Annotated in this window: 19 protein-coding genes and 2 pseudogenes; 7 read left to right on the top strand and 14 right to left on the bottom strand. The window is 63.4% G+C overall.

Features of this window, described 5'->3' with window-relative positions; translation table 11 throughout:
- Positions 1-629 precede the first annotated feature (629 nt).
- Positions 630-923 (top strand): hypothetical protein, encoded by a 294-nt coding sequence (locus ACWEQQ_RS44340; RefSeq protein ID WP_452352464.1) that lies wholly within the window; start codon positions 630-632, stop codon positions 921-923.
- A 104-nt stretch (positions 924-1,027) separates the two neighbouring features.
- Here ACWEQQ_RS44340 and ACWEQQ_RS44345 read toward each other — a convergent pair whose 3' ends face one another.
- The gene (locus ACWEQQ_RS44345) at positions 1,028-1,456 is read right to left on the bottom strand and encodes a hypothetical protein (protein ID WP_452352465.1); all 429 of its coding nucleotides are present in this window, start codon (positions 1,454-1,456) and stop codon (positions 1,028-1,030) included.
- 446 nt (positions 1,457-1,902) lie between these two features.
- Between ACWEQQ_RS44345 and ACWEQQ_RS44350 the strand changes: the two genes are divergently transcribed.
- The 4 genes and pseudogenes from ACWEQQ_RS44350 (at position 1,903) to ACWEQQ_RS44365 (ending at position 4,334) form a co-directional block, all read left to right on the top strand.
- Positions 1,903-2,136 (top strand): hypothetical protein, encoded by a 234-nt coding sequence (locus tag ACWEQQ_RS44350; protein ID WP_452352466.1) that lies wholly within the window; start codon positions 1,903-1,905, stop codon positions 2,134-2,136.
- 75 nt (positions 2,137-2,211) lie between these two features.
- Positions 2,212-2,871 carry a hypothetical protein gene (locus ACWEQQ_RS44355; protein ID WP_452352467.1) on the top strand — a complete coding sequence of 220 codons (660 nt, stop codon included), beginning with the start codon at positions 2,212-2,214 and terminating at the stop codon, positions 2,869-2,871.
- 414 nt (positions 2,872-3,285) lie between these two features.
- Positions 3,286-3,945 (top strand): annotated as a pseudogene (locus ACWEQQ_RS44360) (IS4 family transposase); the annotation flags it as partial.
- A gap of 53 nt (positions 3,946-3,998) precedes the next feature.
- A complete protein-coding gene (locus ACWEQQ_RS44365; RefSeq protein WP_452352481.1) occupies positions 3,999-4,334 on the top strand; it encodes a hypothetical protein in 336 nt (111 codons plus the stop codon).
- 725 nt (positions 4,335-5,059) lie between these two features.
- Here ACWEQQ_RS44365 and katG read toward each other — a convergent pair.
- Positions 5,060-7,288, bottom strand: coding sequence for a catalase/peroxidase HPI (gene katG, locus ACWEQQ_RS44370; RefSeq protein WP_452352468.1), 2,229 nt, complete (start codon positions 7,286-7,288; stop codon positions 5,060-5,062).
- Positions 7,289-7,511: 223 nt separating this feature from the next.
- Here katG and ACWEQQ_RS44375 point away from each other — a divergent pair, with 223 nt between their 5' ends.
- Positions 7,512-9,272 carry a sigma-54-dependent Fis family transcriptional regulator gene (locus ACWEQQ_RS44375; protein ID WP_452352469.1) on the top strand — a complete coding sequence of 587 codons (1,761 nt, stop codon included), beginning with the start codon at positions 7,512-7,514 and terminating at the stop codon, positions 9,270-9,272.
- Between the two features lie 252 nt (positions 9,273-9,524).
- Here the strand turns inward: ACWEQQ_RS44375 and ACWEQQ_RS44380 are convergent, their stop codons facing one another.
- The 10 genes from ACWEQQ_RS44380 to ACWEQQ_RS44425 all read right to left on the bottom strand — a co-directional run bounded on the left by ACWEQQ_RS44380 (position 9,525) and on the right by ACWEQQ_RS44425 (position 20,183).
- Positions 9,525-10,886 carry an FAD-binding oxidoreductase gene (locus tag ACWEQQ_RS44380; RefSeq protein ID WP_452352470.1) on the bottom strand — a complete coding sequence of 454 codons (1,362 nt, stop codon included), beginning with the start codon at positions 10,884-10,886 and terminating at the stop codon, positions 9,525-9,527.
- Positions 10,887-10,935: 49 nt separating this feature from the next.
- Complete coding sequence (locus tag ACWEQQ_RS44385) at positions 10,936-11,262, bottom strand: putative quinol monooxygenase (protein ID WP_452352471.1); 327 nt, start codon at positions 11,260-11,262, stop codon at positions 10,936-10,938.
- An 84-nt stretch (positions 11,263-11,346) separates the two neighbouring features.
- Positions 11,347-12,996 carry a chaperonin GroEL gene (groL, locus tag ACWEQQ_RS44390; RefSeq protein WP_452352472.1) on the bottom strand — a complete coding sequence of 550 codons (1,650 nt, stop codon included), beginning with the start codon at positions 12,994-12,996 and terminating at the stop codon, positions 11,347-11,349.
- A 38-nt stretch (positions 12,997-13,034) separates the two neighbouring features.
- Positions 13,035-14,060, bottom strand: a complete 1,026-nt coding sequence (locus ACWEQQ_RS44395; protein ID WP_452352473.1) for an NAD(P)-dependent alcohol dehydrogenase — start codon at positions 14,058-14,060, stop codon at positions 13,035-13,037.
- Positions 14,057-14,806 (bottom strand): iron-sulfur cluster assembly protein, encoded by a 750-nt coding sequence (locus ACWEQQ_RS44400; protein WP_452352474.1) that lies wholly within the window; start codon positions 14,804-14,806, stop codon positions 14,057-14,059. Before ACWEQQ_RS44400 ends, ACWEQQ_RS44395 begins: the two co-directional genes overlap by 4 nt.
- 2 nt (positions 14,807-14,808) lie before the next feature.
- A complete protein-coding gene (locus ACWEQQ_RS44405; RefSeq protein WP_452352475.1) occupies positions 14,809-15,834 on the bottom strand; it encodes an amidohydrolase family protein in 1,026 nt (341 codons plus the stop codon).
- Between the two features lie 97 nt (positions 15,835-15,931).
- Positions 15,932-16,267, bottom strand: a complete 336-nt coding sequence (mimD, locus tag ACWEQQ_RS44410) for a propane 2-monooxygenase effector subunit MimD (protein WP_364617787.1) — start codon at positions 16,265-16,267, stop codon at positions 15,932-15,934.
- A 5-nt stretch (positions 16,268-16,272) separates the two neighbouring features.
- Entirely contained in the window at positions 16,273-17,379 is a 1,107-nt protein-coding gene (locus tag ACWEQQ_RS44415; RefSeq protein ID WP_452352476.1) for an aromatic/alkene monooxygenase hydroxylase subunit beta, read from the bottom strand.
- A gap of 45 nt (positions 17,380-17,424) precedes the next feature.
- Positions 17,425-18,474 carry a 2Fe-2S iron-sulfur cluster-binding protein gene (locus ACWEQQ_RS44420; RefSeq protein ID WP_452352477.1) on the bottom strand — a complete coding sequence of 350 codons (1,050 nt, stop codon included), beginning with the start codon at positions 18,472-18,474 and terminating at the stop codon, positions 17,425-17,427.
- A 77-nt stretch (positions 18,475-18,551) separates the two neighbouring features.
- Positions 18,552-20,183, bottom strand: a complete 1,632-nt coding sequence (locus ACWEQQ_RS44425) for a methane monooxygenase (RefSeq protein WP_452352478.1) — start codon at positions 20,181-20,183, stop codon at positions 18,552-18,554.
- A gap of 927 nt (positions 20,184-21,110) precedes the next feature.
- On the opposite strand from ACWEQQ_RS44425, the gene ACWEQQ_RS44430 reads away from it, so the two are divergent.
- Positions 21,111-22,284 (top strand): IS3 family transposase gene (locus tag ACWEQQ_RS44430; RefSeq protein WP_452352479.1). Its coding sequence is split into 2 segments (ribosomal slippage): positions 21,111-21,373 and positions 21,372-22,284, totalling 1,176 coding nucleotides; the frame shifts between segments, so codons are not numbered across the junction.
- 205 nt (positions 22,285-22,489) lie between these two features.
- Here ACWEQQ_RS44430 and ACWEQQ_RS44435 read toward each other — a convergent pair.
- Together ACWEQQ_RS44435 and ACWEQQ_RS44440 are read right to left on the bottom strand one after the other, a co-directional pair.
- Positions 22,490-23,380: pseudogene (locus tag ACWEQQ_RS44435) on the bottom strand (IS5 family transposase).
- Positions 23,381-23,436: 56 nt separating this feature from the next.
- Positions 23,437-23,961 (bottom strand): Imm1 family immunity protein, encoded by a 525-nt coding sequence (locus tag ACWEQQ_RS44440; RefSeq protein WP_452352480.1) that lies wholly within the window; start codon positions 23,959-23,961, stop codon positions 23,437-23,439.
- Between the last annotated feature and the right edge of the window lie 757 nt (positions 23,962-24,718).

Raw genomic sequence — 24,718 nt, forward strand, 5'->3', positions numbered from 1 at the left:
TGGCGGCTGTCCATCTGCGCCGGTCCCGGTGTCCCGGCCGGTTTCACCGGCAGTAGCGGTTCGATTACCGCCCACAACTCGTCATCCACGATCCAGGGTGCTGCCACACCGAAACATCCTGCACTGCAACGGAACCCGATCAAAGCTCAGCGAACCTGTTAGGAGCTCTTGAGACCGCCTGCCGAACGAACGTTTGTTCCTCGGCCCGTGACTGCACTGGCGAGATGCGTGGTAAACGCACTGAAATGTTCGGAATTCGGGCTGCCCGAAGCCCGCACACGTGAGGTGAATCCCGTTTAGCCAGGATATGTTCCACATGCCCCTCGGCGGTGCCTGCGAAGCGACGGTAGCCTTGTCCCTCAGACCTGGATCTACGAGATCAGCGGCTTGGCGCTCGCGTGTGATCACGCTGCTCCTGAACGAGTGCCAGCTCGATGGCCTCGCCGGCCCGGAGCTCCTTTGCCTCCCGGGTCCACTTCGTTGTGAACCACCGCTGGCGCCGTTGACAGAGTGGCGATGACGCTGTGCGCCTTCACCTTGAGAAGCATTTCCGACGTTAACCAGCGCGCGGAGCTGGCTACGTCTCATTTGGAGATTGTGCGATGCCGAATTGCCTGATCTTGCGGTACATGGTTGCACGGGGATATGCCGAGATCAGTGGCAGCGGCCTGTTTGTCGCCGTTGTGATCGTGCAGTCTGCGCACGATCGCGTCCCGTTCGATGCCTCCAGCGAGGTGGGTGTCCGCCGGGTGAGCGAATGGCATTCGGGCCGGAGTTTGTCCGGCGTGATGACGCCGGAGCGTTGGGCAGGTCACGGTATCGGCAAGAACCTGACGGAGTTGAGTGACGTTCCCGGGCCGCGGCGGCTTCGCCAGTTGCCGCTTGTGCGGCGGGCGACAGGACGATGTCGGCGCCTCGAGTGAGTTCTCGAAGTAGCCGGGGGGGACAAGTTCGTTGAGATCTTCGATGGGGTATCGCAGCGCTGGAACCGGGACGGTGCACGTGAACAGCGGGAGTAGCTGGGACCCTACCTCCGGGGACTGAACGGTCGAGCTCGTCGTGGCAGCGATCTGCCGCTTCCTGCGCAGGACTGCAGAAGCGTCGCCACCGGTTCGATGAAGTTCTCGGGCAGCTTGTCGATATTGGCGAGAACGATGTCGAAGTCATCCTGGGCGACCTCGCCTTCGAGCGTGCCGAGAAACGCCTCGCCTCCTCGGTGCCGACCGATGCGCAATACGCGAATCAGTGTGTCCGGACCGACGTGATGGGCGACCATTTCGGCGAGTTTGACGCGGTCCGAACCGGATCCACCGACGAGGACCACCCAGTTGCGATCTGCCCGGCAGCGTTCGACCTGCTGGCAGCTTCTCCGCCACAAACTGCTGCTGCCGGCCAGGCCGGGAACCTCGGGAGGTCGAGACACCTGCCGACTGCTGTCGACGATGCTATGGGTCATGGAGACGCGGGCGAGTATGTGGGTGTGTCGGTACGCAGCGTAATCCGTTCGGCAACTATGACTTTGGCGAAGTATCCGCTCGGTAGCGCAGCACCAGCTGTGGTTGAGAGCGAGTGTTGCAGATCGGCTGCGTGCTTGAGGAGTACGGGTCTTCACTTCTGAAACCGTTGAGTGTGAGCGTGAATGGACTCGTCAGGTGCGATTAGCGGAGGAGTTGTGGCAGCGATAGTTGACCGAGCTGTCGAGTCCATTCGCTCGTCCCGAGATGTTCGCCTGCAGCGGTCGGGAGATGTAATCGGTGGCCGGCTGTGGGATCTGCGTTTTCTCGACGACAGGGTGGATGAGTACGGGCATGGAGGAATCTGCGGAGGCACCAGACCCCGCCGGCCCGGCGGCGGTGAATCGACCGGCGTGAGGCCGACCATGACGACCTCACCCAGGGCGTTGTGTCCACCGACGACCTGATCAACACCTGGATCCGGATCAGACGCGACAGCGAGATCGCGGAAATGAGCATCCTGCTGCATCCTGAGAATTCGGCTGCGCTGAACTGCGAAAACGCCGCTCAGTGCAGTCTTTACAGCCGTCCGCAGGCCGTCAGGACGCAAATCACGGCCCGCCAGCCGCGAGCCAGCGGGCCATCGCGCGCATCGTGGGCCGTAACCACTCGCAGCCGATGAACCAACGCTGACCAGCACCGTCTCGGTCGCTTTTTGAGACACTCTTCGCAGACACTTGCCCCGTAGCATGCGCGCATGGTGTCGACTGCAGAGGTGGACGCGGCGCGGCTGGCGTTTCTCAACATTGGCCGCTGCGCAGCACCCGACACAGTGGTTCGGCGCGCAGTGCTGGCTTCCTGGGAGCGCTCAGTGCGGTACGGCGTGAATCCGCACCGACTGAACGTGCGGTTTGTCGGCTACCACGGCACCGCACCAGTGGCTGACGCCTGCGCTGAGGAGACGTTTGCGCAGTTCCTCAGCAGAAACGCAGTTGCGGGTTGCTCGCTGCTGTTGATCGATCCGAGCGGCGTCGTACGGGTCCGCCGTGACACTGATCCCGCGGTAGGCGAACTCCTCGACGTCCTGCACGTGGTGCCTGGCTGCGGCTACGCCGAACGCGACGTCGGCACGACCGCGGCATCGGTTGCTCTGCATGAGCAAGTCGACTGTTCCATCGGTGGCAGCGAGCACTTCCACACCCAGCTGACGTGCCTGGCCGAGGCAGCCGCGCTGATCGTCGACGAGCGAGATGGCAAGTTCTTTGGGGCCGTCGTCGTGGTGTCTCACATCACCGACCGCAGCAGGCTGCACCTTGTGCTGGCGCGGATGGTTGCCGACCAGGTAGCCGAGCGTGTAACTGGGCAGCCGTATCACCGCGCTCGCGTCGCAACTGCGGCGGCCGGCCCTACCAGGTGACCTGTTCCCGCGACACTCCAACGCTCACGGCAACCCGCTCTCCTGGAACGTCTGCAGGACGTCGCAGCGCAAGGATGGTCCGCCGCCCTCGGATGGCAGGGCGTCAGATGATAAGAACAGCATGTCCGACAAGGTCCGGCTCGCGACGAACTACATCGGTTGTGGGGTGCCCGAATTCGGCACAGGTTGAACATGGGGCCAGCCGAGTCTGGTCGACCCCGGCTCCCGATCGGGTGGCGGCAGGTGCTCGAATTGCTCCTTGAGATTTCGCCGATGTGAATGTCTGTCCGGCAACTGATCGCGTAGAAAGCAAACCGTGTGGAAGGTTGCCGGAAGTGGCGCGACGAGGCGAAACCTCCTGGTAACAAGGCAATTACGATATCGCTTTATCCCAGAAGGTTCCGTCGTGTGCTGGTGGGGCGGTTGACCGACCGGATCGGGCTGGGGGTACTGACCCGGGTGGTGTCGCGGGATCTGGTCGATGAGGTGGTGGCACAGACCGGTCGGCGTGAGAAGCGGCAGCGGTTGTTGCCGGCGTGGGTGGTGGTGTATTCCGTGCTCGCAATGACGTTGTTCTTCGATGACGCTTACGAGGAGGTGATGCGCAAACTCGTTGACGGACTGCGGTTTCTGCGATCCTGGGACGGCCTGTGGCAGGTGCCGAGCTCTGCGGCGCTGGGCAAAGCCCGGGCGCGCCTGGGTGAGGATCCGGTGCGGAAGTTGTTCCGGCGGGTGGCGGTGCCGCTGGCGGGTGCCGGAACTCCGGGCGCGTGGCTGGCGGGGCGTCGGGTGATGGCCATCGACGGGGTTCGGATGGATGTTCGCGACACACCCTACAACGAGGCCGAGTTCGGTCGCGGCCGCACCTACCAGGCACTGGATAGTCGGTATCCGAAGGTGAAGGTCGTGAGGTTGGCCGAGTTCGGCATGCCCGCGATCGTCGATGCCGAGATCGGTGCTGTCGAGACCGACGAACGGGAGTTGGCGCGGGTCCTTCTGGGACGTTTCGAGCCCGGGATGCTCGTTCTCGCCGATCGGGGATTCTTCAGTCACGAGTTCTGGCGCGAGGCCATCGCCACCGGGGCGGATCTGTTGTGGTGGGTGCAGTCGGGGCTGAAATTCCTGTCGTGCAGGGACTCTCGGATGGCTCGTATCTCACCCGGCTGTCGGATAAGGCCGAATGTCAGCGCAACCGCCGTCGTCTGGCCGCGGGCGTGGACACCGAAACCGAAGGCGTGTTGGTGCGGGTGGTGGTCTACGAGATCATCAATCGTAACAGTGATCAGACCGGGCCGATCCGCTGGATCGCCACGATGCTGGATCCGGAGCACGTCAGCGCGGGCGAGCTGGCCGCGGCCTGCCACTGCCGCTGGGAATTCGAAACCAGTCTGGCCGAGCTCGAGACCAGCCAGCGTGGCAGCTACTGGGTGCTGCGCTCGCACAGTCCCGCCATGGTGCGCTAGGAGATCTAGGGCCTGCTGACCACCCACTACGCCATTCGTGAACTCATGTACTACAGCGTCGACTTCGAGTCGGTCGATCCGCTACGGCTGTCGTTCGTCCGCACCCTGCGCCTTGTCCGCCGCCACGTCGGCGGGCAAGCGGGTTTTCCTCTGACCGGTTCGCCACCGCCACCGTCGACGCCGTCACCGAGATCGCCGAACGCCCCAACCCGCCCCGCCGCCAACGCCGCTATCCCCGAGTCACCAAACGTGCCGGACGCCACAGTTTCCCGCGAAAAACGTTGCAGCACAAGAACATCAATCCCCCAAAATCCGCCGAGATCCTACATCGGCGCATAAGTTAACGGCATTGGCATCGAACCCGGGGGGATTCAACCGACACAGAAACATCGTGAGCGGACGCGCAACGCGTTGATGATCGACCAGAAAACCCAGGGTTCGCGGTGGCCGGACAGATGTCTTATAGTCGCGAATACATCTGCGGCGCAGGCAGATGCATTAGAAGGGTGCGAGGATTGCCCACCATCGGTCCAGTGCCCGGCTCAGACGGCGAGTCACTGGGGTAGCACGCACACCGCTAGTACGCCAGACAGCGCCGAGGAAGATCAATAGTTCGATGATTCCGACAGGAATTGGCTGAGGCACGGAGGGCTCGATCCTTTCGAGACGCCGGTGTCCCGCCGATCGAACCGAACTGCAGGACACCGGGTTTGCGGGAAAACGCGTCAGACGAGGTCGAACCGGTCCAGGTCCATGACCTTGGTCCAAGCACTGACGAAGTCGTCGACGAACTTCCGCTGGTTGTCGTCTTGGGCATACACCTCGGCGACGGCACGCAACTGGGAGTTGGATCCGAAGACGAGATCGACTCGGCTGCCAGTCCAAACGACAGCGCCGGTGCTGCGGTCGATGCCCTCGTAGACGCCATCCTCGGTACTCGAGGACCGCCATTCGATCGCCATGTCCAACAGGTTGACGAAGAAGTCGTTCGTCAAGGTACCCGGGTCGGTGGTGAGCATGCCCAGTCGCGAGCCCTGGTGGTTGACTCCGAGCACACGCAGGCCACCGATCAGCACGGTCAGTTCCGGGACAGACAGGGTGAGCAGGTTCGCTCTGTCGATCAGCAGGTACTCGGTCGGCAGGTGGTCGCCCTTACCCAGGTAGTTGCGGAACCCGTCGGCGGAAGGCTCGAGTGCGGCGAAGGACTCCACATCGGTCTGCTGCTGGGTGGCGTCGGTGCGGCCTGGGGTGAACGGCACCTCGACGGCGAATCCGCCGATGCAGGCTGCGTGCTGCACTGCGACCGAACCTGCCAGCACCACCAGATCCGCGAACGAGATCCTGATGTCGTCGGACTGCGCGGCATTGAACGACCGCTGGATGCCCTCCAGCATGTCGATGACGTGTGCAAGCTCGTCGGGTTGGTTGACCTCCAAGCTCGCCTGCGGCTGCAAACGAATGCGGCCGCCGTTGGCGCCACCGCGCTTGTCACTGCCGCGAAATGACGAGGCCGCTGCCCATGCGATGGAGACCAGCTGTGCCACAGTCAGTTCCGACGTCAAGATGCGATCCGTCAAATCGGCGATCTCGGCCGGGCCGACGAGGGCGTGATCGAGCTCCGGGATCGGGTCCTGCCACAGCAGGGTCTCCTCGGGTACCTCGGGTCCGAGGTAGCGGACCTTGGGGCCCATATCGCGATGGGTCAGCTTGTACCAGGCCTTGGCGAACTCCTCAGCCAGTTCTTCCGGGTGTTCGAGCCAGCGGCGGGTGATCTGCTCGTAGATCGGATCGAACCGCAGCGACAGATCGGTGGTCAGCATGACCGGGGTGTGAGTCATGCCCGCGATATGGGCGTCCGGCACGGTGCCCGCTCCCGCGTCGTTCTTTGGAATCCACTGGTACGCACCGGCGGGTGACTTGGTCAGCTCCCATTCGTAGCCATAGAGCGTCGCCAGGAACGAGTTGTCCCACGTGGTGGGCGTGGGCGTCCAGGTGCCTTCGAGGCCACTGGTAATCGCGTCCTTGCCGACACCGGTGCCGAATTTGCTCTTCCAGCCCAAGCCCTGTTGCTCGAGCGGTGCTGCCTCGGGCTCGGGGCCGACATTGTCGGCCGGGCCCGCACCATGGGTCTTGCCGAAGGTGTGGCCACCCACTATCAGCGCCGCGGTCTCCGCATCGTTCATCGCCATGCGCCGGAAGGTCTCACGGATATCGACGGCCGCCAACAGCGGATCCGGATTGCCGTTGGGCCCTTCAGGGTTCACGTAGATAAGCCCCATCTGCACTGCCGCGAGCGGGGTCTCGAGGGCCCGCTCACCGGTGTATCGACCGTCAGCGAGCCATTCACGCTCCGGGCCCCAGTACACGTCCTCCTCAGGTTCCCACCGATCGACGCGGCCGCCACCGAAGCCGAAGATCTGGAGACCCATGTCCTCGAGCGCGACATTGCCGGCGTAGACGATCAGGTCGGCCCATGACAACTTGTTGCCGTATTTCCTCTTCACCGGCCACAGCAACCGCCGCGCCTTGTCCAGGGAGGCGTTGTCGGGCCAGGAGTTCAAGGGAGCGAAGCGCTGCATGCCCGCACCAGCTCCACCGCGGCCGTCACTGATACGGTAGGTACCAGCCGCGTGCCAGGCCATCCGGACGAAGAACGGGCCGTAGTGACCGAAGTCGGCGGGCCACCATTCTTGCGAGGTGTGCATGACCTCGACGATGTCGGACTTCACCTCGGCCAGGTCGAGGGTCTTGAACTCGGCGGCGTAGTCGTAGTCCGGGTCCATGGGATTGGATGCGGGCGGATTCTTTTGCAGGATCTTCAGATTGAGCTGATTCGGCCACCAGTCGCGATTGCTTCCCCCCGCGGTCGGGTACTTCAGACGGCCGGATGTCACGGGGCAACCCGCGGTCGCTGCGGTATTGGCGTCGCCGATGGGCGGATGGTCCTGTGGCACAACGATTCCTTTCGGAGCGGATGACTCTGGTGTCGATCACGGGATTGCTCGCGATCCACCGGATGGCGGGGCCGCAGCGGCAAAGCCTGACCGCAGCGCGCGCCGGAAACCGGCTCACGACATGCTGGCGGGTGAGCCCGGCAACTCATGTCTCAGATTGAGATATCCATCACATGCCTATGCCGTAGCGTTCATTTCGGGGAATGAATGAAGAGGTAGTCAGATGGTGAGCAACGACGACACCAGGACTCTGCTCCTACGGGCACGAGACAGATTTCTGAGTTCCGGGGCGGTAGACGACCGGCTGGTTTCTGGCACCGTTCGTGATTCTTGGCAACGCTCCCGCGAGCTGCGCATTCACCCCGACCGCGTCGATCTTCCGTTCGTTCGGGAACCGAGCCTCGATTCGCCACTGGTCACCGCGGCGGAACCGGTGATCCACCGACTGGGCGACGATCTGGCCAGCCAAGCCGTCAGCGTGATCCTGACCTCATCCGACGGGCTGGTCCTGCATCGCATCGCCGCCGACAGCGCTATCGCCGACGCACTAGATGAAGTTCAGCTGGCCTGCGGCTACAGCTACGCGGAGAAGTTCGTCGGCACCAACGGCATCGGCACCGCGGTCGAGACCGGACGGCCGACCTTCATTCGAGGGGGCGAGCATTACCTGGGCACCCTCAGTCAGCTCGCCTGCGCGGGCTCCCCGATCCGCGACCCCCTGTCCGGCCGCGTGGTCGGGATCCTGGATCTCACCTGCTGGGTAAGTCAATCCGATCCGATGCTGGTAGCGCTCGCCAATACGGCCAGTGCGCAGATCGAAGATCGGCTGCGCGCCCAAGCAAGCGAGGAGGAGGCGGCGCTGCTGGACGCCTATCTGCGGCAATGCCGCCGCTACCCAGCCGGTGTGCTCGCCGTCGGCGACGACATCGTCCTGATGAACCGTTACCTGCGCCAATCGCTGGACCCGCTCGATCAGCACGCCCTATTCGAGCACACCGTCGACCTGCAACGGGTGCTGGCGACGACGACCGGCGCGGTCCTGCCCAGCGGACAGTTCGCCAAAATCACTGTCGCGGAACGAATCCGGCTGCGCAGTGGCCGTATCGATATCGTCGCCCATGTCTCGTTGACCGACAGCGCCCGCAGCAGCACGCGTCTGGCGTCGCGCCGCCCCACCATTCCCGAGCTAGCCGGGCGCAGCAATTCCTGGCGACGCAGCTGCCAACAAGTCGAACGGTGCTGCGCCGATCGCAACTGGGTGGTGCTCGACGGCGAGCCGGGATCCGGCCGCGCCAAGCTCGCCAAGATGGTCGCCCATCACGTCCGACCGGACAAGACGGTCCGAGTGCTGCGCACAGGTCGGCATCTGTCCCCCGAGGGGGTTCTCACACTGTTGGAAAACGAAGTCGCCAGTGACGATTTCGACATCGTTTTGGCGGATATCGATCAGCTGCCCGTCGATATCATCGAACCGATGTCGAGTCTGTTGCAGGCATGCGTGGGTCGCGGCTGGATCGCGGCCACAATGAGCTCGGCAGAGCCGTCATCGCAGGTGGAGGCACAGCTGCTCCCCTTGTTCATGCACACTGTTCCGGTTCCGGCGCTGCGGCACCGCATCGAGGATCTCGACGATCTGGTGCCGCATCTACTGCGCGAACTGAGCAAGGGTTCCGACGTCGAGTTGTCCCCCGCGGCGCATCGGCAGTTGACGAAATTGGCCTGGCCCGGCAACGTCTCCCAGCTGCGCCGCGTACTCGCCGATACCCTCACCCGGCAGCGCTCGGGCATCATCACGCCCGACAAGCTCCCGCCCGAGTGCCATGCGCTGGCGCGGCGCACGCTGACGCCCATGGAGGCGCTCGAACGCGACGCGATCGTCCGGAGTCTGCAGGACTGCAATGGCGACAGACAGGCGGCCGCGGCCGATCTCGGCATTTCCCGGGCGACGATGTATCGCAAGATCCGGCAATTCGGCATTTCCTAGACGTGGTGCCGCACCGAGCGAGCGATTCTCTTTTAGAGGCGAATAATTCGGCGCTGGGTCCGAAAATAGTTGTAGAACCTATGCAATCGTCGAAAAAACCGTCCCGGCTTCCTTTTCGCCGCCCGAGGTGAGGACCATAATTGCCCTCACCGCTCCGTCAAAGACGTCGGAGTGGTTCACAAGGGTGTGGACCTCGATACGAGCGATTCTCACCCGGGGCGGTTGGTTCGCAGGTCCGACATGACTCGCGAATTAGATTGCGCGACCGGGATTCAGGATCCCGGCCGGATCGAATACGGCTTTCACGCCATTCATCAATCCCAGCTCCACCGATCCGACCATCGCTTCGAGGTAGCGGCGCTTGAGGTCGCCAACACCGTGCTCGCCGGTGATGGACCCGCCCAGGTCCAGGCAGCGGCGGATCATATCGTCGAAGGCGTGCTGGGCGAGTACCGCGGCGGCGGTGTCGTGGGGGTCGAAGACGATGGTGGGGTGAAGATTACCGTCGCTGGCGTGCCCGAAGGTTCCGATCAGGAGGCAGTGCCGGTCCGCGATCTCCGCGATGGCGTCGAGCATATCCGGCAGCCGGGACACGGGTATCGCGAGATCGTCGAGCAGGGTGCTGCCGCGACGTTCGAGGGCGGTAAGCGCGAGGTGGCGAGCCTGCATGAGACCGTCACTTTCGACTGGGTCGTTCGTCAAGTGGACTTCGGTGGCGCCGACGATGCGGCACGTCTGCACGCAGCGCTCGGCCTCCGCCTCGGCCGCGTCGCCGTCACATTGAACCAGCAGCAGGGCGCCGACATCGTCCATACCCATGCGCGTCATCTCGTTTACCGCGGAAATCGTTGTGTTGTCCATGAATTTGCACAGGCTCGGATCGGCCGTGGCACGAATATCCAGCACGGCGGCGATCGCCTGCCCCGCATCGGGTAAGACCGTCGCGACGGTGACGGCCCGCGCGGGTCGGGCGCGCAGCCGCATGGTTGCCTCCACGATGACGGCCAGGGTGCCCTCGGATCCGACGAGTAGTCGGGTGAGGTCGAGGCCGGCAACATTCTTCCGGGTCGCCGCGCCGGTATGAATGATGCGACCGTCGGCGAGAACCGCCTTGATGCGGGCGACATGGTCGCTGGTGACACCGTACTTCACACAGCAGGCGCCACCGGCATTCGTCGCCAGATTTCCGCCGATAGTGGAGAACGCGCGGCTGCTCGGGTCCGGGACATACCACAGTCCGCGCTCCGCGGCGGCCGGCGCGAGATCGCCGTTGACGACGCCGCATTCGACGGTAGCGGTGCGCGACCGCTCGTCGATTTCCAGGATCCTGTCGAGTTTCTCGGTACTGAGTACGACACAACCGTCGACTGCGCGGGCACCGCCCGCCAGACCGGTGCCCGCGCCCCGGGTGACGACCAGGACACGGTAGCGATACGCGATGCGCAGGGTGGTGACGACCTCGTCGACGGTGCGGGCGCAGACCACGGCGATGGGGCTGCCCGTCGGCGACAGCAACGATTGATCACGGGAGTAGCCCAGCATTACGCCCGGATCGGTCACGACCGAATCACCCAGCACGGCGGTCAATTCCGTCAGCAGACCGGTCAGCGCCACGATCGTTCGCCTCGGCTCGCTCCCACGCCGACTGCCACGTGCGGATGCTTCACGCGGAGATCTCCAACTCTCCCATCCGTGACCATTCGGTTCCGGGCACGTCGGTGTGGATGATGCGCGGCGTTTCGGCCAGCGCCGGGCGCATGGCTTCCAGGCCGCGGCGGAAGTGCTCGGACTTCACGTGTTCGACGCCGGCCGCGCTGTCCCGGAAGGCTTCCACGAGAACGTATTCGGCACGATTGTCGGTGCCGCGGCTCCATTCGAACCAGAGATTGCCCGGCTCGGACCGCGTCGCTCTGGTGAATTCACCGGTGATGTCGAGCCAATCGTTCTGGAGTTCTTCGCGGACCATGAATTTCACCACGATGAAGATCATTGGGACTTCCTTGGGGTACGGGGCGCCACGAAGAGCACCGCCCTCCCGTGGTGGGATTTAAGCGGTGCTTCGTTCGCTGGTTGATCAGTAGATATTGGAGGGGCGGACCATGCCCTCGGCGAGGTCGCCGAAGCCGGGGGCGAGAATGGCGCCGGGGTTGCCGACGATCTCCTCCACCACCGCGGTTTCGGTCGTGATGAGCAGTGCCGCAATGGAAGCAGCGCTTTCGAGGGCGGCACGGGTGACCTTGAACGGGTCGATCACACCGTAGTCGAACATGTCGCCGTAGGTACCGGTGAGCGCGTTGAAGCCCTGGCCGAGCGGTAGGTCCGCGACCACCTGAACCACCTCGTCCCCGTCGAATCCGGCATTGATGGCGATCCAGCGCAGCGGTTCGGCGAGCGCGCGGCGCACGACATCGCGACCGATGGCTTCGTCGCCGGGCAGATCGAGCTCGGCCAGGACCCTATGCGATTGGGCCAGGGCGGTGCCGCCGCCGGAGACGATGCCGGCCTCCACCGCGGCGCGGGTCGCTGCGAGTGCGTCCTCGACGCGAAGCATGCGTTCCTTGAGCTCGACGCTCGTTGCGCCACCGACGCTGATCACCGCGACCCGCCCGGTGAGCCGGGCGATGCGCAATTCGAGGCTGTCGCGGTCGGCGTCGATCTTGGCGCGCTCGAGCTGCGCCTGGAGCTGTGCGATTCGGGCATCGAGCTGACGCGGCTCACCGCGACCACCGACGATGGTCGTCTCGTTCTCGGTCACGGTGATGCGATCGCAAGAGCCCAGGTGCTCGCGGGTCACCTCGGGCAGTTCGATCCCAGTGTCCTTGGCGATGACGTGACCGCCCAGCGCAACGGCGAGGTCTTCGAGCTCGGCGACCCTCCTGTGCCCGAAGCCGGGGGCACGGACCACCACCGACTCCATTGTCTTGTGCATATTGCCGCCGACCAGCAGTTGCAGGGCTGGACCGTCGACGTCCTCGGCCAGCACCACCAGCGGCCGGTCGGCCCGTTTGGCCACCTCGATGCTCGGCATGATGTCCTGCACCTGGGTGATCTTCTTGTTGGTCAGCAGAATCAGCGGATCGGTGTGGACCGCTTCCATCCGTTCCGGGTCGGTGACCATGTAGCCGGAGATGTACCCGTGGTCGAACTGGATGCCGTCGACGATGCCGACCGACAGTCCGAGGGTCTCGCTCTCCTCAGTGGTGACCACCCCGGATTTGCCGACATAGTCGACAGCGGTGGCGATGGCCCGGCCGATCCTCTCGTCATCGCTGGCGGCCAGGGTGGCTATCCGCCGCAGGTCGCTCTCGCCGCCCACCTCAGACACCTGTTCCCGCAGCGCCTCGACGACAGCCGCCACCGCCTGCTCGATGCCGCGGCGCACCCGCATCGGATTCGCGCCGGCGTCGACCGCGCGCAAACCCTCACGAACCATCGCCTGGGCCAGCACCGTGGCGGTCGTGGTGCCGTCACCCACCACTCCGTTGGTCTTCATCGCGACTTCCTTGACCAGCTGCGCGCCCATATTCGAGAAGGGCTCACGCAATTGGATCTCGCGGGCGATGGTCACGCCGTCGTTGGTGATCGTCGGCGGACCGGTCAGCTTCTCGAGCACCGCATTGCGCCCCTTCGGGCCAAGGGTCACCTTGACCGCGTCGGCCAGCGCGTTGACCCCCTGCTCGAGCCGCGATCGCGCGTCCTTGCTGTAGCGCAGCTCCTTGGCCATGACTGATACTTCCTTACATTTCGGTGGATGGATGGGGGTCAGGGAACGAGAATCGCGCGACCGCGGACTCGTCCGGCGTCGAGATCGTCGAGCGCCTGCTGGAAGTTCTCGAGCGCGTATTTCGTCGTGTGCAGGGTGACCTTTCCCTGGGCGGCGAGGGTCATCAGTTCGTGCAGATCGTTGTACGAGCCGACGAGGTTTCCGATGAAGTTGATCTCGGTAGAGATCACGTCGATCGTTGGGACGTCGATGTTTTCGCCGTAGCCGACGACGTAGTAGTTGCCGGCGCGGCGCAGCATCGCGATCCCTTCCCGGGTCGCCCCGCCCTCGCCGACAAAGTCGACGACAGCTTCGGCGCCGCGGCCGCCGGTCAGGTCCAGCACCTGTTGGATATGGGTGCCGTCGGCGACGATGCCGTTATCGGCGCCGACCTGCCGAGCCAGTTCGACCGCGGCCGGATTACGGTCCAGCACAACAACGGTGACGCCGGAGATCGCCTTCAACACCTGAATGCCGATGTGCCCGAGCCCACCCGCGCCGATCACCACGCAGAAATCGCCGGGCCGGGTCGCCCGGGCAACCTTGTCCACCGCGTGGTAGGCGGTCAAGCCCGCGTCGGCCAGCGCCGCGACGTCCGCCGGTTCCAGCGAATCATCGATGCGGACGACGCTGCGGGCGGTGGTGCGCAGGTATTCCGCGTAACCGCCGTTGACGTCGATACCGGGGAACTTGCTGTTCTCGCAGTGCACGTCATCGCCGAAACGGCAGGCCCGGCAAAGTCCGCACGTGATCAGCGGGTGCAGGATCACCTTGTCACCGACCGCAACGTTGGTGACGGAATCGCCCACGGCGTGAACCCATCCGGCATTCTCGTGGCCGATCGTGTACGGCAGTTCGACTTCGGTCTTCTGCGCCCACTGCCCCTCGAGGATGTGCAGGTCGGTGCGACATACGCCCGCACCGCCGATACGCACGATCACATCGAGCGGCCCCTCAATGGTGGGTTCGGGAATGTCGGTGAGCTGCGGCTTGGTCTGGTATCCCACCACCTGCACGGCTTTCATCGCGGACTCCTGGTCGTCGTTCTGAGATCGATGATTCGGGTTGTGACGTCGGCGGATTCGCCATCGCCGTATCGGGTGGCGAGCAAGCCGCGGCAGAAGTGGGAGTTGCCCTCCATCGAGATCCGCACGGACCTAGCGAATCTCAGGCGCAGCGGGATCGCGTCGGGCGAGACACGCTTCCCGCCGTCATCCACCAGCACTGGGCTCGCGGGGCACAGGCTCAGCCCGATGCTGTAACGGCGGCGAAGCAACGCCGCCTTCTCCTTGCCCGGTGCGAGGTCGGAGAGGGTGAGTTTGTAAATCTCGTTCGCCCCCATGGGGTTGTGCTTCAAGTGCGACTCGAGGCACCGTTCCATCGCCGCCGCATGTGCCTTGGAGCGGAATGTCCTACGGAGTTCGAGCAGACTCTCTTCCGCTTCCGAACCGAAGGTCCCCAGATATCCGGCGTCGGCGGCGAGCCCTGCGTTGATCTTGTCGCTGTCGTGGTGATCGTCGAGCAGGACCCGCACCACGCCGATCCCCTTGACTTCACGAAGCGCGTCGCGCGCGTCGGAAGCCATCAGGTAGGCGAAGTTGGGCGAGCAGAACGCAGTCGGAAGGCGAAGATGAACGGTGACCCCGTCGTCGGCGAGGGTGATCGAGCGGACGAAACCCAGATCGGTGATCGGCTCGTCCAGCTCAGGATCCACAACTGTCGACAGAGCCTGCAGCACAGCCGATTCCGTGCAGACGGCGATGGCGGTCATGACTACACCGTCTCCTGTACCCGGGGCTGGGCGGCAGGCGACCCGACCAACCGCAGCTCGGCAGGGACCTCAAGGTCGTACAGGGCCGCGGCATTGAGCCCAAGGATCTTCTTCTTCTGTTCCACGGTAATCGGCGGGTACTCGCCCAGCATGTCCTCGGGAATCTGGAAATCGACGAATTTCTCGATCAGCCACCTCGGTGTCCACAGCGCGTAGTCGCTGCCGAACAGGATCCGATCCTCGTCGAGCCAGTAGAGCAGTTCACCGATGATCTGGGCGAAATACCTTGGGCGCGTATGGATGAACGGCAAGGCCACCGCCAGTCCGCCATAGACGTTCGACTCCTGGGTCGCGATCCAGCAGAAGTCCTCGAGCCGCGGCAGGCCCACGTGCTCGACGATGAAACGAAGATCGAGGTAGTCGGTAGCGACCTTGTCGATGTCGGAGACATCGAAGGCATCGCGGTCGAGCGGGCGGATGGTCGGGCCCTTGTGCACATGAATGTTGGTGATACCCAGCTCGATACATTCCTCGAGGTATCGACGTGACCACGGGTCGTCGAGCTTGTATCCGCGAGAGTCACCATGCCATTCGGCGGTGTAGAGCTTGACGCCCTTCAGACTCATTCGCTCGGCGTCCTTACGGAGCTGCTCGAGGCCGGCCTCCCCGTACCGCGGGTCGTAGGCGTGGTTGTAGGTGAGCTTTCCGGGGTGCTTGCCGACCAGAGCCAACGCCTCCTCGGTCTGCCCGAACCCGTTACGGTAGAAGTCACTCAGCAGGGTGGCCTGGAAGATGGCGTGGTCGACGTAGCCATTGAGGAACAGGTCGCGCTCGAGACGATCAGGGCCGTAATAGGTATAGGTGTCGTAATCCCAGAGGTATTCCTCCGGGCTGAGGTTCTTGTGATAGTCGTAGAAGCAGTCGATGAACTGCTTCCCGTGCACGTTCTTGTGATTCGACTCGCGGCCGTCCCAGAGGTGAACATGGCCGTCCACGATGAAGTACTTGTCGCCGTTCTTCTCGTACATGCTGCTACTCCGATATTCAAGCGGTGGGCTGGTGCGGCGCCGTCGACCACGGGTGATCCGGTGACGGCGCGGGCACACGGTTACTACGGGTGCTGCTTCAGTGCGCGGTGAGGTCGAACCCGATGTACTCGGCGGCGTCCTCGGGGCTGGCGAAAAGCAGTGTCTTGTCGTCGAGATGGACCATTCGCCCGTAGTGGGTGGAACTGATCTCCTCGAAGGTGGAGCCGTCGAACTCCTCGCCCAGGGCGTCGCTGAGTTCGGCGTAGTCGAAGTCGAGCAAGCGCTGACCGTCGACCCGGATCATCGACGGATACTCCGTCAGCTCCACACCGTCCTTGCCACCCATCACCTCGGCGACGACGCGGCCGATGGGGGTGTTCATCAGGGTCACACCGCACATGTTCGAGAACTCGGTGGACGATCCGAATTGCATGCTGCTCACTGGTCCAACTCCTTGGGGATATCCAGCCCGAGATCCTCGAGCACGGAAGCGAACTTGTCCTTAGCGGCTTCGAAGCTGGTCGCGAAGGTGACCGCCTTGTCGGCCGGCTGCGACCAGATGGGCTGCAGCGCGCGGGCCGCGTCGACGCAGCGCGGCACCCAGGTCTGCAGCCAGGTATCGAACAGCTCCTTGTTCGACTCCCCGTGCTCGGGGTCGCGGGTCAGCAATCGGAACAGGTTGCGGGAGTACGCGAGATCGCGGTCGTAGTCGTGCTCGCCGGTGCCCACGATGGTGGGCGTGATGTAGTCGCCGTTCCGGGCGGCGATCTGCATGACAAGTTCACTGCGGAACAACGAACCGATCAGCTGCTCGAAGACGATGTTCGCCGCGAACAACAGCTCACACCAGTCCGGCACCGCGGTCAGTCGCTCCACCACCTCTCGGGTGGGCTGCCACTCAGGCGCGGACTGCCACACCTGCTTGTGGGCGGCGCCGTCGAAGTCCGCACTCGCCTCCGACAGATCCAGGTTGAACAGCGCCAGGTCCTGTGCGAACCGCATCTTGTGCGCCGCGTTCACCGCGACGGCGGTGTTGATCATGTTGGTGGGGCAGGAGCGCTGGATGGAGGTGAACACATGCAGTGCCAGACCGTTTTCCGCGTGCATCCACGCGCCCAGGTTGCGGGCGATGAAGGTCAGCCACGGCAGGTTCCAGGCGTCGTAGACACGGGCGCGCTTCGCGTTTGTCAGACACAGGTCGACCTGATGTACAACCTTGGAGTTGTTGCGGTAGATGGTCTGGTCCCACTCCTCGTTCGGATCAAGGAAGGCGTGCCAGTTCGACGATTTCGCGGCGGTCCATTCCTGTGGGTAACCGCCCGGGCCGTTGGCGAAGCCGTAGATCCAGCCCTGCGTGAGATGACGCTCGGGATCCGGTTGTACGTCGACCGTCACGTCCTCGTACATCGTGGAACGCAGCTTGGCGGGTTTGTAGTAGTTGTACGTGCGACTTCGGGAGCTGGGGAACTCAAGTGCGCCGGCTTCGGAGTCGGTGAACTCGATGGTGGGGAAGCTGCGTTGCTTGTTCCCGGTGGTTGCGGTCATCTCGTTTCTCAGTTCTTGTCGGTGTGGGAGAGCTGGTTCCCGCGGTTACTGATCGAAGGCAGGGCTGGTGAACTTGTCGTAGAAGATCTGGTCCTTCGGGGTATTGCCGGCCTCGAGCAGTTCGAGGGCGGCATCGACCATCGGCGGTGGCCCGCACAGATAGACCTCGGTCTTACCGAGATCGGGTTCACGGCGCGCGACGACGTCGGTGACGTTCCCCGCTTCGATCACGACCGAATCCGGCACCTGGTGCGGATCCATCGATTCCGACAGGCAGGCCACGAAGGTGAAGTCCGTCAGATTCGCGCCGAGCCCGAGGATCTCGTCGAGATAGATCAGATCGCCCGGGGTGCGGGCCCCGTAATAGAAGTGGACCTGCCGCGCATTGCCCGTCTCGCACATGTGTCGTAGCAGCGAGAGAATCGGGGCCATCCCCGCGCCGCCTCCAATGAGGACCAACGGCAGGACGTGACCCTCCTTGAGGGTGAAAGACCCGTAGGGTCCGGTCAATTCGATCTCATCGCCGACCGAGATCCCATTCTCGAGCAACCCGGCGAACTTGCCGCCCGGGTACTTCTTGATGAGGAATTCGACCTCCGCCGGGGTCGACTGCGTCGTTGCCATCGAGAAGGACCGATGTTCCTCGGTGCCGGGGATCCGGAGGTCGGAGTACTGGCCCGGTTTGAACTCGTAGGTCGGCGGTTCGACGGGCCGCAGCCGCAGCGAGACGATGTCCTTGGTCATCGGCTCGATCGCGACCACCCGCGTACGCACGTCCTGGATGGCGATGCCACTGAGGAGCTCGTCCTCGTCGAAGTTGAGCAGTTCGATGGTGCAGTCGCTGAAAGCATGAGAGCGACAGAGCAATACGAAGCCTTCCTCCACCTCGGCGTCGTTACAGGCGAAAGTCGAGTAGTTCTCCATCTGAATCTCACCGTCGAGGACATAGGATTTGCAGGCCGAGCACCGCCCCTCGCGGCAGCCGTGCATGAGGTGAATTCCCTGCCGGAACGCGGCATCGAGAATGTTCTCCTCTTCGCCGACTTCCATCTCGATGTCGACGGGCTCGAAGTTGATACGGTGCTTGTCGGCCACGGGTGTGTCTCCTGGGCTCGGGAATCGGTGGTAAGGCGGTGGGTGGCGCTGGCTTCGGCGCCACCCACCTAGCCGGATCAGGCCGGGACGCCACCCGCGCGGTAGGCAGCGATGTGCGCCTCGCGTTCGGCGTCGGACATCTGGTTCAGCAGCACGTTCGGGCTGTTGAACGTGTTGCCGCGCACGTCGTCGAGGGTCCACAGCTTCTTCGGGTCGTCCAGATGCAGATGCGGCTGGCCCACCAGGGTTTTGCCGTCGTCACGGACGTAACCGAGATCGGAGACGATGTCGGCCAGGTCTTTTCCGTGGTGCAGGGTCTCCCATTCACGGAATCCGGTGAGCCGGCCCATATTCGGGGTCGAGCGGCCCTCGTACTCACCGCGGAAGGCGACGGCGTCGGTCCAGTAGCAGGTTTCCGAGCAGTAGGTCCGCCACTGGTCGTCGACCTTCTCCACGACCATGTCCTCACGAATGAGGGCCGGCACCATGCAGGTCCAGCAGCGATGCGGATACTGGTACCCGACCTCCTCGAACGCGATCGGCTTGTTCCGGCCGGGGTAGGCGAGGCGGTTATACTCCTCCCACCACTTTCCGTACGTCGAGTACCAGCCCGGGTACTTGTGCTCGAACCACTCGAAGTCCTTGTCGGTCATCGCGTCGATGCGCCAGTAGTTGACAGGCCAGCCGGTGGCGAAGAACCGGGCCACCTCGTGGACGTAACCCTTGTCGACAATGCGCTTCCAGGCTTCCTCAACCAAATCGTGAGGAATGGTCAGGCCGTACTTCTCGAGCGGGATCAGGTAGCTGCGGTAGTAGTCGTCGTAGATCCAGCGCCGCCACATCTCGGCGTAGCTCTCGCGATCCTTGCGGCGGTCCTTCGTACCGTACTCGATGAAAGTACCGATCGCCGCGTCGACCACGCAGTGGTTGTTCCACCACGCGTAGCGCAGATCCCGTTCCAGCAGTGGGCGATTGCGTTCATCGGCCAGCGCCATCAGCAGGATCGAGTAGCCGTTGGAGATGTGCCGAGACTCATCGGACTGCACTGAGTGGAACACCGTCGGCAGCAGATAGTCGCCGTTGGCTGCAGCCTCATCGGGCATCGCCACGAAAAGCGTATTGGTGAAAGCGGTTTCGGCCACCACGGTCAGATAGATGTTCGCGGCGGTGATCGCGTCGCCGGTGATGAACCCTTCACCGAACTGGCGGCCGATCGTGCCCGCGTAGTTGTTCGCGAACGCCTTCTCCGTCATGTCGAACCCGGCGGGGTCGATGTAGTTGTTCATATACAGCTTCTTGAGGTTCATTTGAATCGTCGAATGACGAACCTCGTCGATCATCTGCACGGCCAACCCGTTGTGGATCTCGGGATTCGGCACGGCGTCGATCGCCATCGGCATCGCTCGCGCGGCCGAAATCTCCGGGAACGGAATGATCGACAGGAACAGCTTCTGCCACTCCAGCCACCGCTGCTGCACCTGCCGGAACATATTGCCGCGGATCGCACCGTCCATAGCGCCGTAGACACGGTTGTCCTTCTCTTCCTCCATCGGGAAGTAGGACCGCATGATCTGCTTGAGCGGGTCCTTCTTCGGGGCCTTCTCAAAGGTGTAGTCGGTCCCGAACCGCGTCGCCGGCGTCGCGAAAGTCGGTTCCCATGACAGCTCGGTGATCTTCGCATGCGCCTTCGTCAGGCTTTGCCTACTCAATGTTCGCCTCCTGGATCAACTGCCGACGGCGTGCCGGCGGTGGGGCCGTTGCCCGATCCATTGGAGCCGCAGAACCGTCCCGTGGGCGTCTCAGTGTGAGACGAACATCACATCCGAGGACCTCGGACTGCCTCCATGGACACGAAGAATCGCAGACGCTCTCGTTGCGATTCCCTCATATCCCGGAGGCCGGACCACAAAGGGAAAGGCCAGATGGCGGAGAAGAGACCAAAGTCCGGACATGCCGGGGAGATTCACACTGATGGTCCGTGGTCGAACGAGACCAGGCTAGTGTTCCGCGCCCGAAATCCGTTGCAGAGATTTGGCGAGAGAGTCGAGGATCTCTTGGGCGATCTTGCGCCAGATGGTTAGTCGCGGGTTGGCGTTCCACTGCTCGATCACCCATCCTCCAATCGCCCAGCGACTGATCAGGATCGCGTTTGATGGCGATCGGAGCCCGGTCAAGGCTCACATCGAAGCCTTCGTCGCGGACGCAAACGGTCTGCACATGCTTATCAGCGGATTCGCGACCGTCTTCACCTACGACGATCCATGGTCGACTTATGGCCATGGGCACTGGAGGTTGCTCTTGACAGCATCGGCGACGGAACCGAATTGCGCTCGCAGCAACACTGGTTCGACTATATGACCGCAGCCTTGCTCCCCACCCCTATGCAAGGTCTTGGGATACAGACATCGACAGAGAACTCTCGCCCGATGCCGCGAGGCTGGCTCCAATCCGCCGCGCTCGGCGAACTCACGGACCGCTGCTACGCCTCGCCTACCGGGAACCCAAAGCCGTTGACGCCGTGATCAAGTTCGCAAAGTACGCACCCCGGCAGTGACAGACAACAACCGCGCTGAGGCGCTGGAACTTCTTCGGACAGCGACCCAAAGTAGGATTTGTGTAACTGAACGGAGTTGTTTGTGGCACAGAGGAAGTCGCGTGAGTTTAGCCCAGAGTTCCGGGAGACGGCGGCACGTGAGGTGGTCGAGAAGTCTCGGCCGGTGGCCGATGTCGCGCGCGATTGCGGGGTGACCGATCAGACGATCCGGAACTGGGTGAAGCAGTTCCAGCACACGAACTCGGCTTCGGACATCGGTTTGTCGATGTCGGAACGTGCCCGGTTGAAGGAATTGGAGCGTCGGGTCCGGGAACTGGAGGAGGAGAACCGCTTCCTGGGAAAACGGTGGCCTTCTTCGCGAAAAAGCACCGGTAACGGTCAGGTACGCGTTCATCGCGTCCGAAGAAGGCAATCACTCCGTGGCCGCCATGTGCCGGTGGGCGGAAGTATCTCGCTCGGGTTTCTACGACTGGCGCGACCGGAAACGATCGGCCACCGCGCAGCGGCGGGAAGTCCTCGAAGCCGAGATCCGGTTCTGCTTCGACCATTCCGACGGCACCTACGGCTACCGCCGCATCCATGCTCAGCTCGCCCGGTGGGGCACCATGGTCGATCCGGACACCGTCCGGAAAATCATGCGTGAGCTGGGGTTGCTGCCGTGCCAGCCCCGCCCGTTCCGGCCGGTCACCACCGTCGCCGGCGATGCCGCCGACCTGCCCGACCTGCTGGCGCGCGACTTCACCGCCGATGCGCCGGGACGCAAGCTCGTCGGTGACATCACCTATATCCGAACCTGGCAAGGATGGTTGTATCTGGCCAGCGTGCTCGACTGCTACTCGAAGAAGGTCGTCGGGTATGCGATGGCAGACCATATGCGCACCGAATTGGTGACCGACGCCCTGCGCATGGCCGCCCGGAACCTGCCCATCGCCGCCGGGAGAACAATCTTCCACAGCGACCGCGGCAGCCAGTACCTTTCCACCGAATTCGCGGCAGTGGCAAAAGAACTCGGCATCCTGAGGTCAGCAGGTCGCACCGGGACCTGCTATGACAACGCGTGGGCGGAATCGTTCAACGGCACTCTGAAGAACGAGCGAGTGAACCGCACTCAATACCCGACGCGGGAACACGCCCGACGCGACGTCACCCGCTATATCGAGTTGCGGTACAACCAGATTCGACTTCACTCCGGAATTGACTACCGCACACCGAACGAAGTAGAGTCCGAGTGGTTTCAGCGGAATCAAGCGGCTTGAGATAACCAAAATCTCGCTGTCCGAAAACTTTCCGGCCCCTCACGCTGGCGTTGATCGAATCAATCGTCGACGGGCGCTATGACCTCACCGCCAACCATCTTTGGCTCCTTGAAGAGTGGTTAAACGAACTACCCAATAGTGGTGTAGTCGTCTAGGGGAACACCGAGTATCTACCACCGAATCGTCGTCGGCCTAGGGCCTGTCCTCAAAGCCATATGAGCAGGGTGGCCAGGTCGAGCATGCCTCGGTAGGAGCTTGCTGTCTTGTCGTAGCGGGTGGCGATCGCTCGGTACTGTTTGAGCCGGTTGAAGCAGCGTTCGACCACGTTGCGGCGTCGATAGGCGATCGGGTCGAACACCGGTGGACGGCCACCGTTCTGCCGCGGCGACGACGATTGGCCTGCTGGTCGATGCGTTCGGGAATCGTCGCGGCAATACCGCGACCACGCAGGTGCTCGCGGATGGCGCGGGTGGAATAACCCTTGTCGGCCAGGATTCGCCGCGGCCGTGTCCAGGGCCGGCCTCGGCCAGGCCGCGGCATGCGGATACCGGCCAGCACCCGGGTGAACACGGTGCAGTCGTTGATGTTGCCCGCGGTCAGCACGACCGCCAGCGGGCGGCCGAGCCGATCGCAGGCCAGATGAATTTTCGTGGTCGGGCCACCGCGTGAGCGGCCGATGGCATGATCACCTGGTTCGGTGTGCCCTTCGCCGGATTTGTTGTCCCCCTGTGTGAACCACGCGTGCGCACGCACCGGCAACGTGCTGGTGGACACGCACCAGCGAGGAGTCCACCGATACCTCCCGGTCGAGTTCGTCGACCGCGTCGGCGATCACACGCACCTGCTCGACCAGCATGGCCAGGGTGCCGTTGCGGGTCCAGCGCCAGAACCGGTTGTAAACCGTCTGCCACGGCCCGTACCGGTCGGGCAGATCCCGCCAGGCCACACCGGTCTTGGCCTTGTACAGCATCGCGTTGATCACCCGCCGGTCATCCACGCGGGGGCGGCCTTTCGCTCCAGATACCGGCAGCAAGACCTCGATCGTCCGCCACTGCTGCTCGGTCAACTCGTGCCTGCGAACCACACGGGCAATCAAATCAGAACCGCTGCAGCAACTTTGCAGATCAGCAGAACTACCTTTGAGGACACTACCTAGCCGCCGCGGGCGATCGAGGTGCCGTGCGGCTCCAGCAACTGGACCAGTGGAGCTGCACACCCAGGCCCTCCGGGCCCGAACCCAGGAATCTGTTCCGGCCCAGCACAATTGCGTATGGCGGCGCACGGTGTGGTGAAGCCGACCAGCTCGGCGACCTTGCGATAAAAGCATTTGGCCGCCGACTTCAAGTCGTCGAGCTGGATCAGGGAGTCGGGTCGGAAATACCGAGGGTTTCCGAAGTCGAGGTAGATGACCGTCTTGTCAGATCTCCAGGCGCCTTTGCTGAACAGGTTTTCGGTGACGCTCGCGTACTCGATACTGCCCACACCCCGCACGGAGGAGACTCCGATGAAAAGCACCGGGGCGTGGGTGTCTTGGGGGATCACGTCAATAAACTCGCATGTGATCTCGCCAGAGGTCGCCATCCGCTCGATCACCGCCGCCAACTCGTCCCCGGAAGCGAGCGACAGTAGATTGTCCCTGTGCTCGGGGCGGAAACAGACTTCGTATAGACGACGCATAGATTGAAATCTCCGACGGTAAGACTGCGCGAAGCCTAGACCGAGAGGTGCAGAGCAACATCCGCTTCTACCGGATGGCGCGCGATGAGACGCGGGTCGATGCCGAGCGGAAACGATGGCATGAGAACAGTTGTCACCCACAGGGCATCCCCACACCGCAGCCTCCCATGCTGCCGCGACCCACCCTCGCTGAGATCCACACTGTGGACGACGGACTTCGGCCAGGTGGAACAGGCCGCGAAAGATCCCAACACCTCGCCGAACAGGCGGCACCGTTGCGCAGGGCCGCCTACGGGAAACGGGCGATCTGCTCGACCAGTTCGACCGTCGAGGCTTTCGAAGCCTGTCGCCCACCGCACTCCCGGCGGCTACTGCACCTACGCCCCGTGCAACGTCGACCAGGTCCACAAGATCCGGACCCTGCTCATCGGCCGGGTTCGGCACCGCCACCATCGCAACGCTGTTGCCCTGCCTCGACAACGACAGCACCCACCTGACCACCACCTGCCCCGACATGGAGGCGTATTTGCGGACCATCCAGACCGAGATCACCGCTATCGTCACCCTCGAACGCAACCAACCCCTTCCGAACTGCTGCGCACCGTAGTGCCGGGGATCAAGCCCCGGCGGCGATAACCCCATCCGGTGACCACCCAACACGAGGATCGGATCTACCGCTTACCGCTTGTCTTGCACTTCTGGTCGCCGTTGTTCGTTGGGGATACGCTGTCCGTTAACAACGAGTTAACGCATCTTG

This window comes from Nocardia sp. NPDC004123, from assembly GCF_053603795.1.

What these genes read in the sequence shown, in the direction of transcription:
- ACWEQQ_RS44340 (WP_452352464.1), top strand. Translation starts at nt 630, where the DNA reads ATGGTTGCACGGGGATATGCCGAGATCAGTGGCAGCGGCCTGTTTGTC.
- ACWEQQ_RS44345 (WP_452352465.1), bottom strand. Translation starts at nt 1,456, where the DNA reads ATGACCCATAGCATCGTCGACAGCAGTCGGCAGGTGTCTCGACCTCCC.
- ACWEQQ_RS44355 (WP_452352467.1), top strand. Translation starts at nt 2,212, where the DNA reads ATGGTGTCGACTGCAGAGGTGGACGCGGCGCGGCTGGCGTTTCTCAAC.
- ACWEQQ_RS44375 (WP_452352469.1), top strand. Translation starts at nt 7,512, where the DNA reads ATGGTGAGCAACGACGACACCAGGACTCTGCTCCTACGGGCACGAGAC.
- ACWEQQ_RS44385 (WP_452352471.1), bottom strand. Translation starts at nt 11,262, where the DNA reads ATGATCTTCATCGTGGTGAAATTCATGGTCCGCGAAGAACTCCAGAAC.
- groL (WP_452352472.1), bottom strand. Translation starts at nt 12,996, where the DNA reads ATGGCCAAGGAGCTGCGCTACAGCAAGGACGCGCGATCGCGGCTCGAG.
- ACWEQQ_RS44395 (WP_452352473.1), bottom strand. Translation starts at nt 14,060, where the DNA reads ATGAAAGCCGTGCAGGTGGTGGGATACCAGACCAAGCCGCAGCTCACC.
- ACWEQQ_RS44400 (WP_452352474.1), bottom strand. Translation starts at nt 14,806, where the DNA reads ATGACCGCCATCGCCGTCTGCACGGAATCGGCTGTGCTGCAGGCTCTG.
- ACWEQQ_RS44405 (WP_452352475.1), bottom strand. Translation starts at nt 15,834, where the DNA reads ATGTACGAGAAGAACGGCGACAAGTACTTCATCGTGGACGGCCATGTT.
- mimD (WP_364617787.1), bottom strand. Translation starts at nt 16,267, where the DNA reads ATGCAATTCGGATCGTCCACCGAGTTCTCGAACATGTGCGGTGTGACC.
- ACWEQQ_RS44415 (WP_452352476.1), bottom strand. Translation starts at nt 17,379, where the DNA reads ATGACCGCAACCACCGGGAACAAGCAACGCAGCTTCCCCACCATCGAG.
- ACWEQQ_RS44440 (WP_452352480.1), bottom strand. Translation starts at nt 23,961, where the DNA reads ATGCGTCGTCTATACGAAGTCTGTTTCCGCCCCGAGCACAGGGACAAT.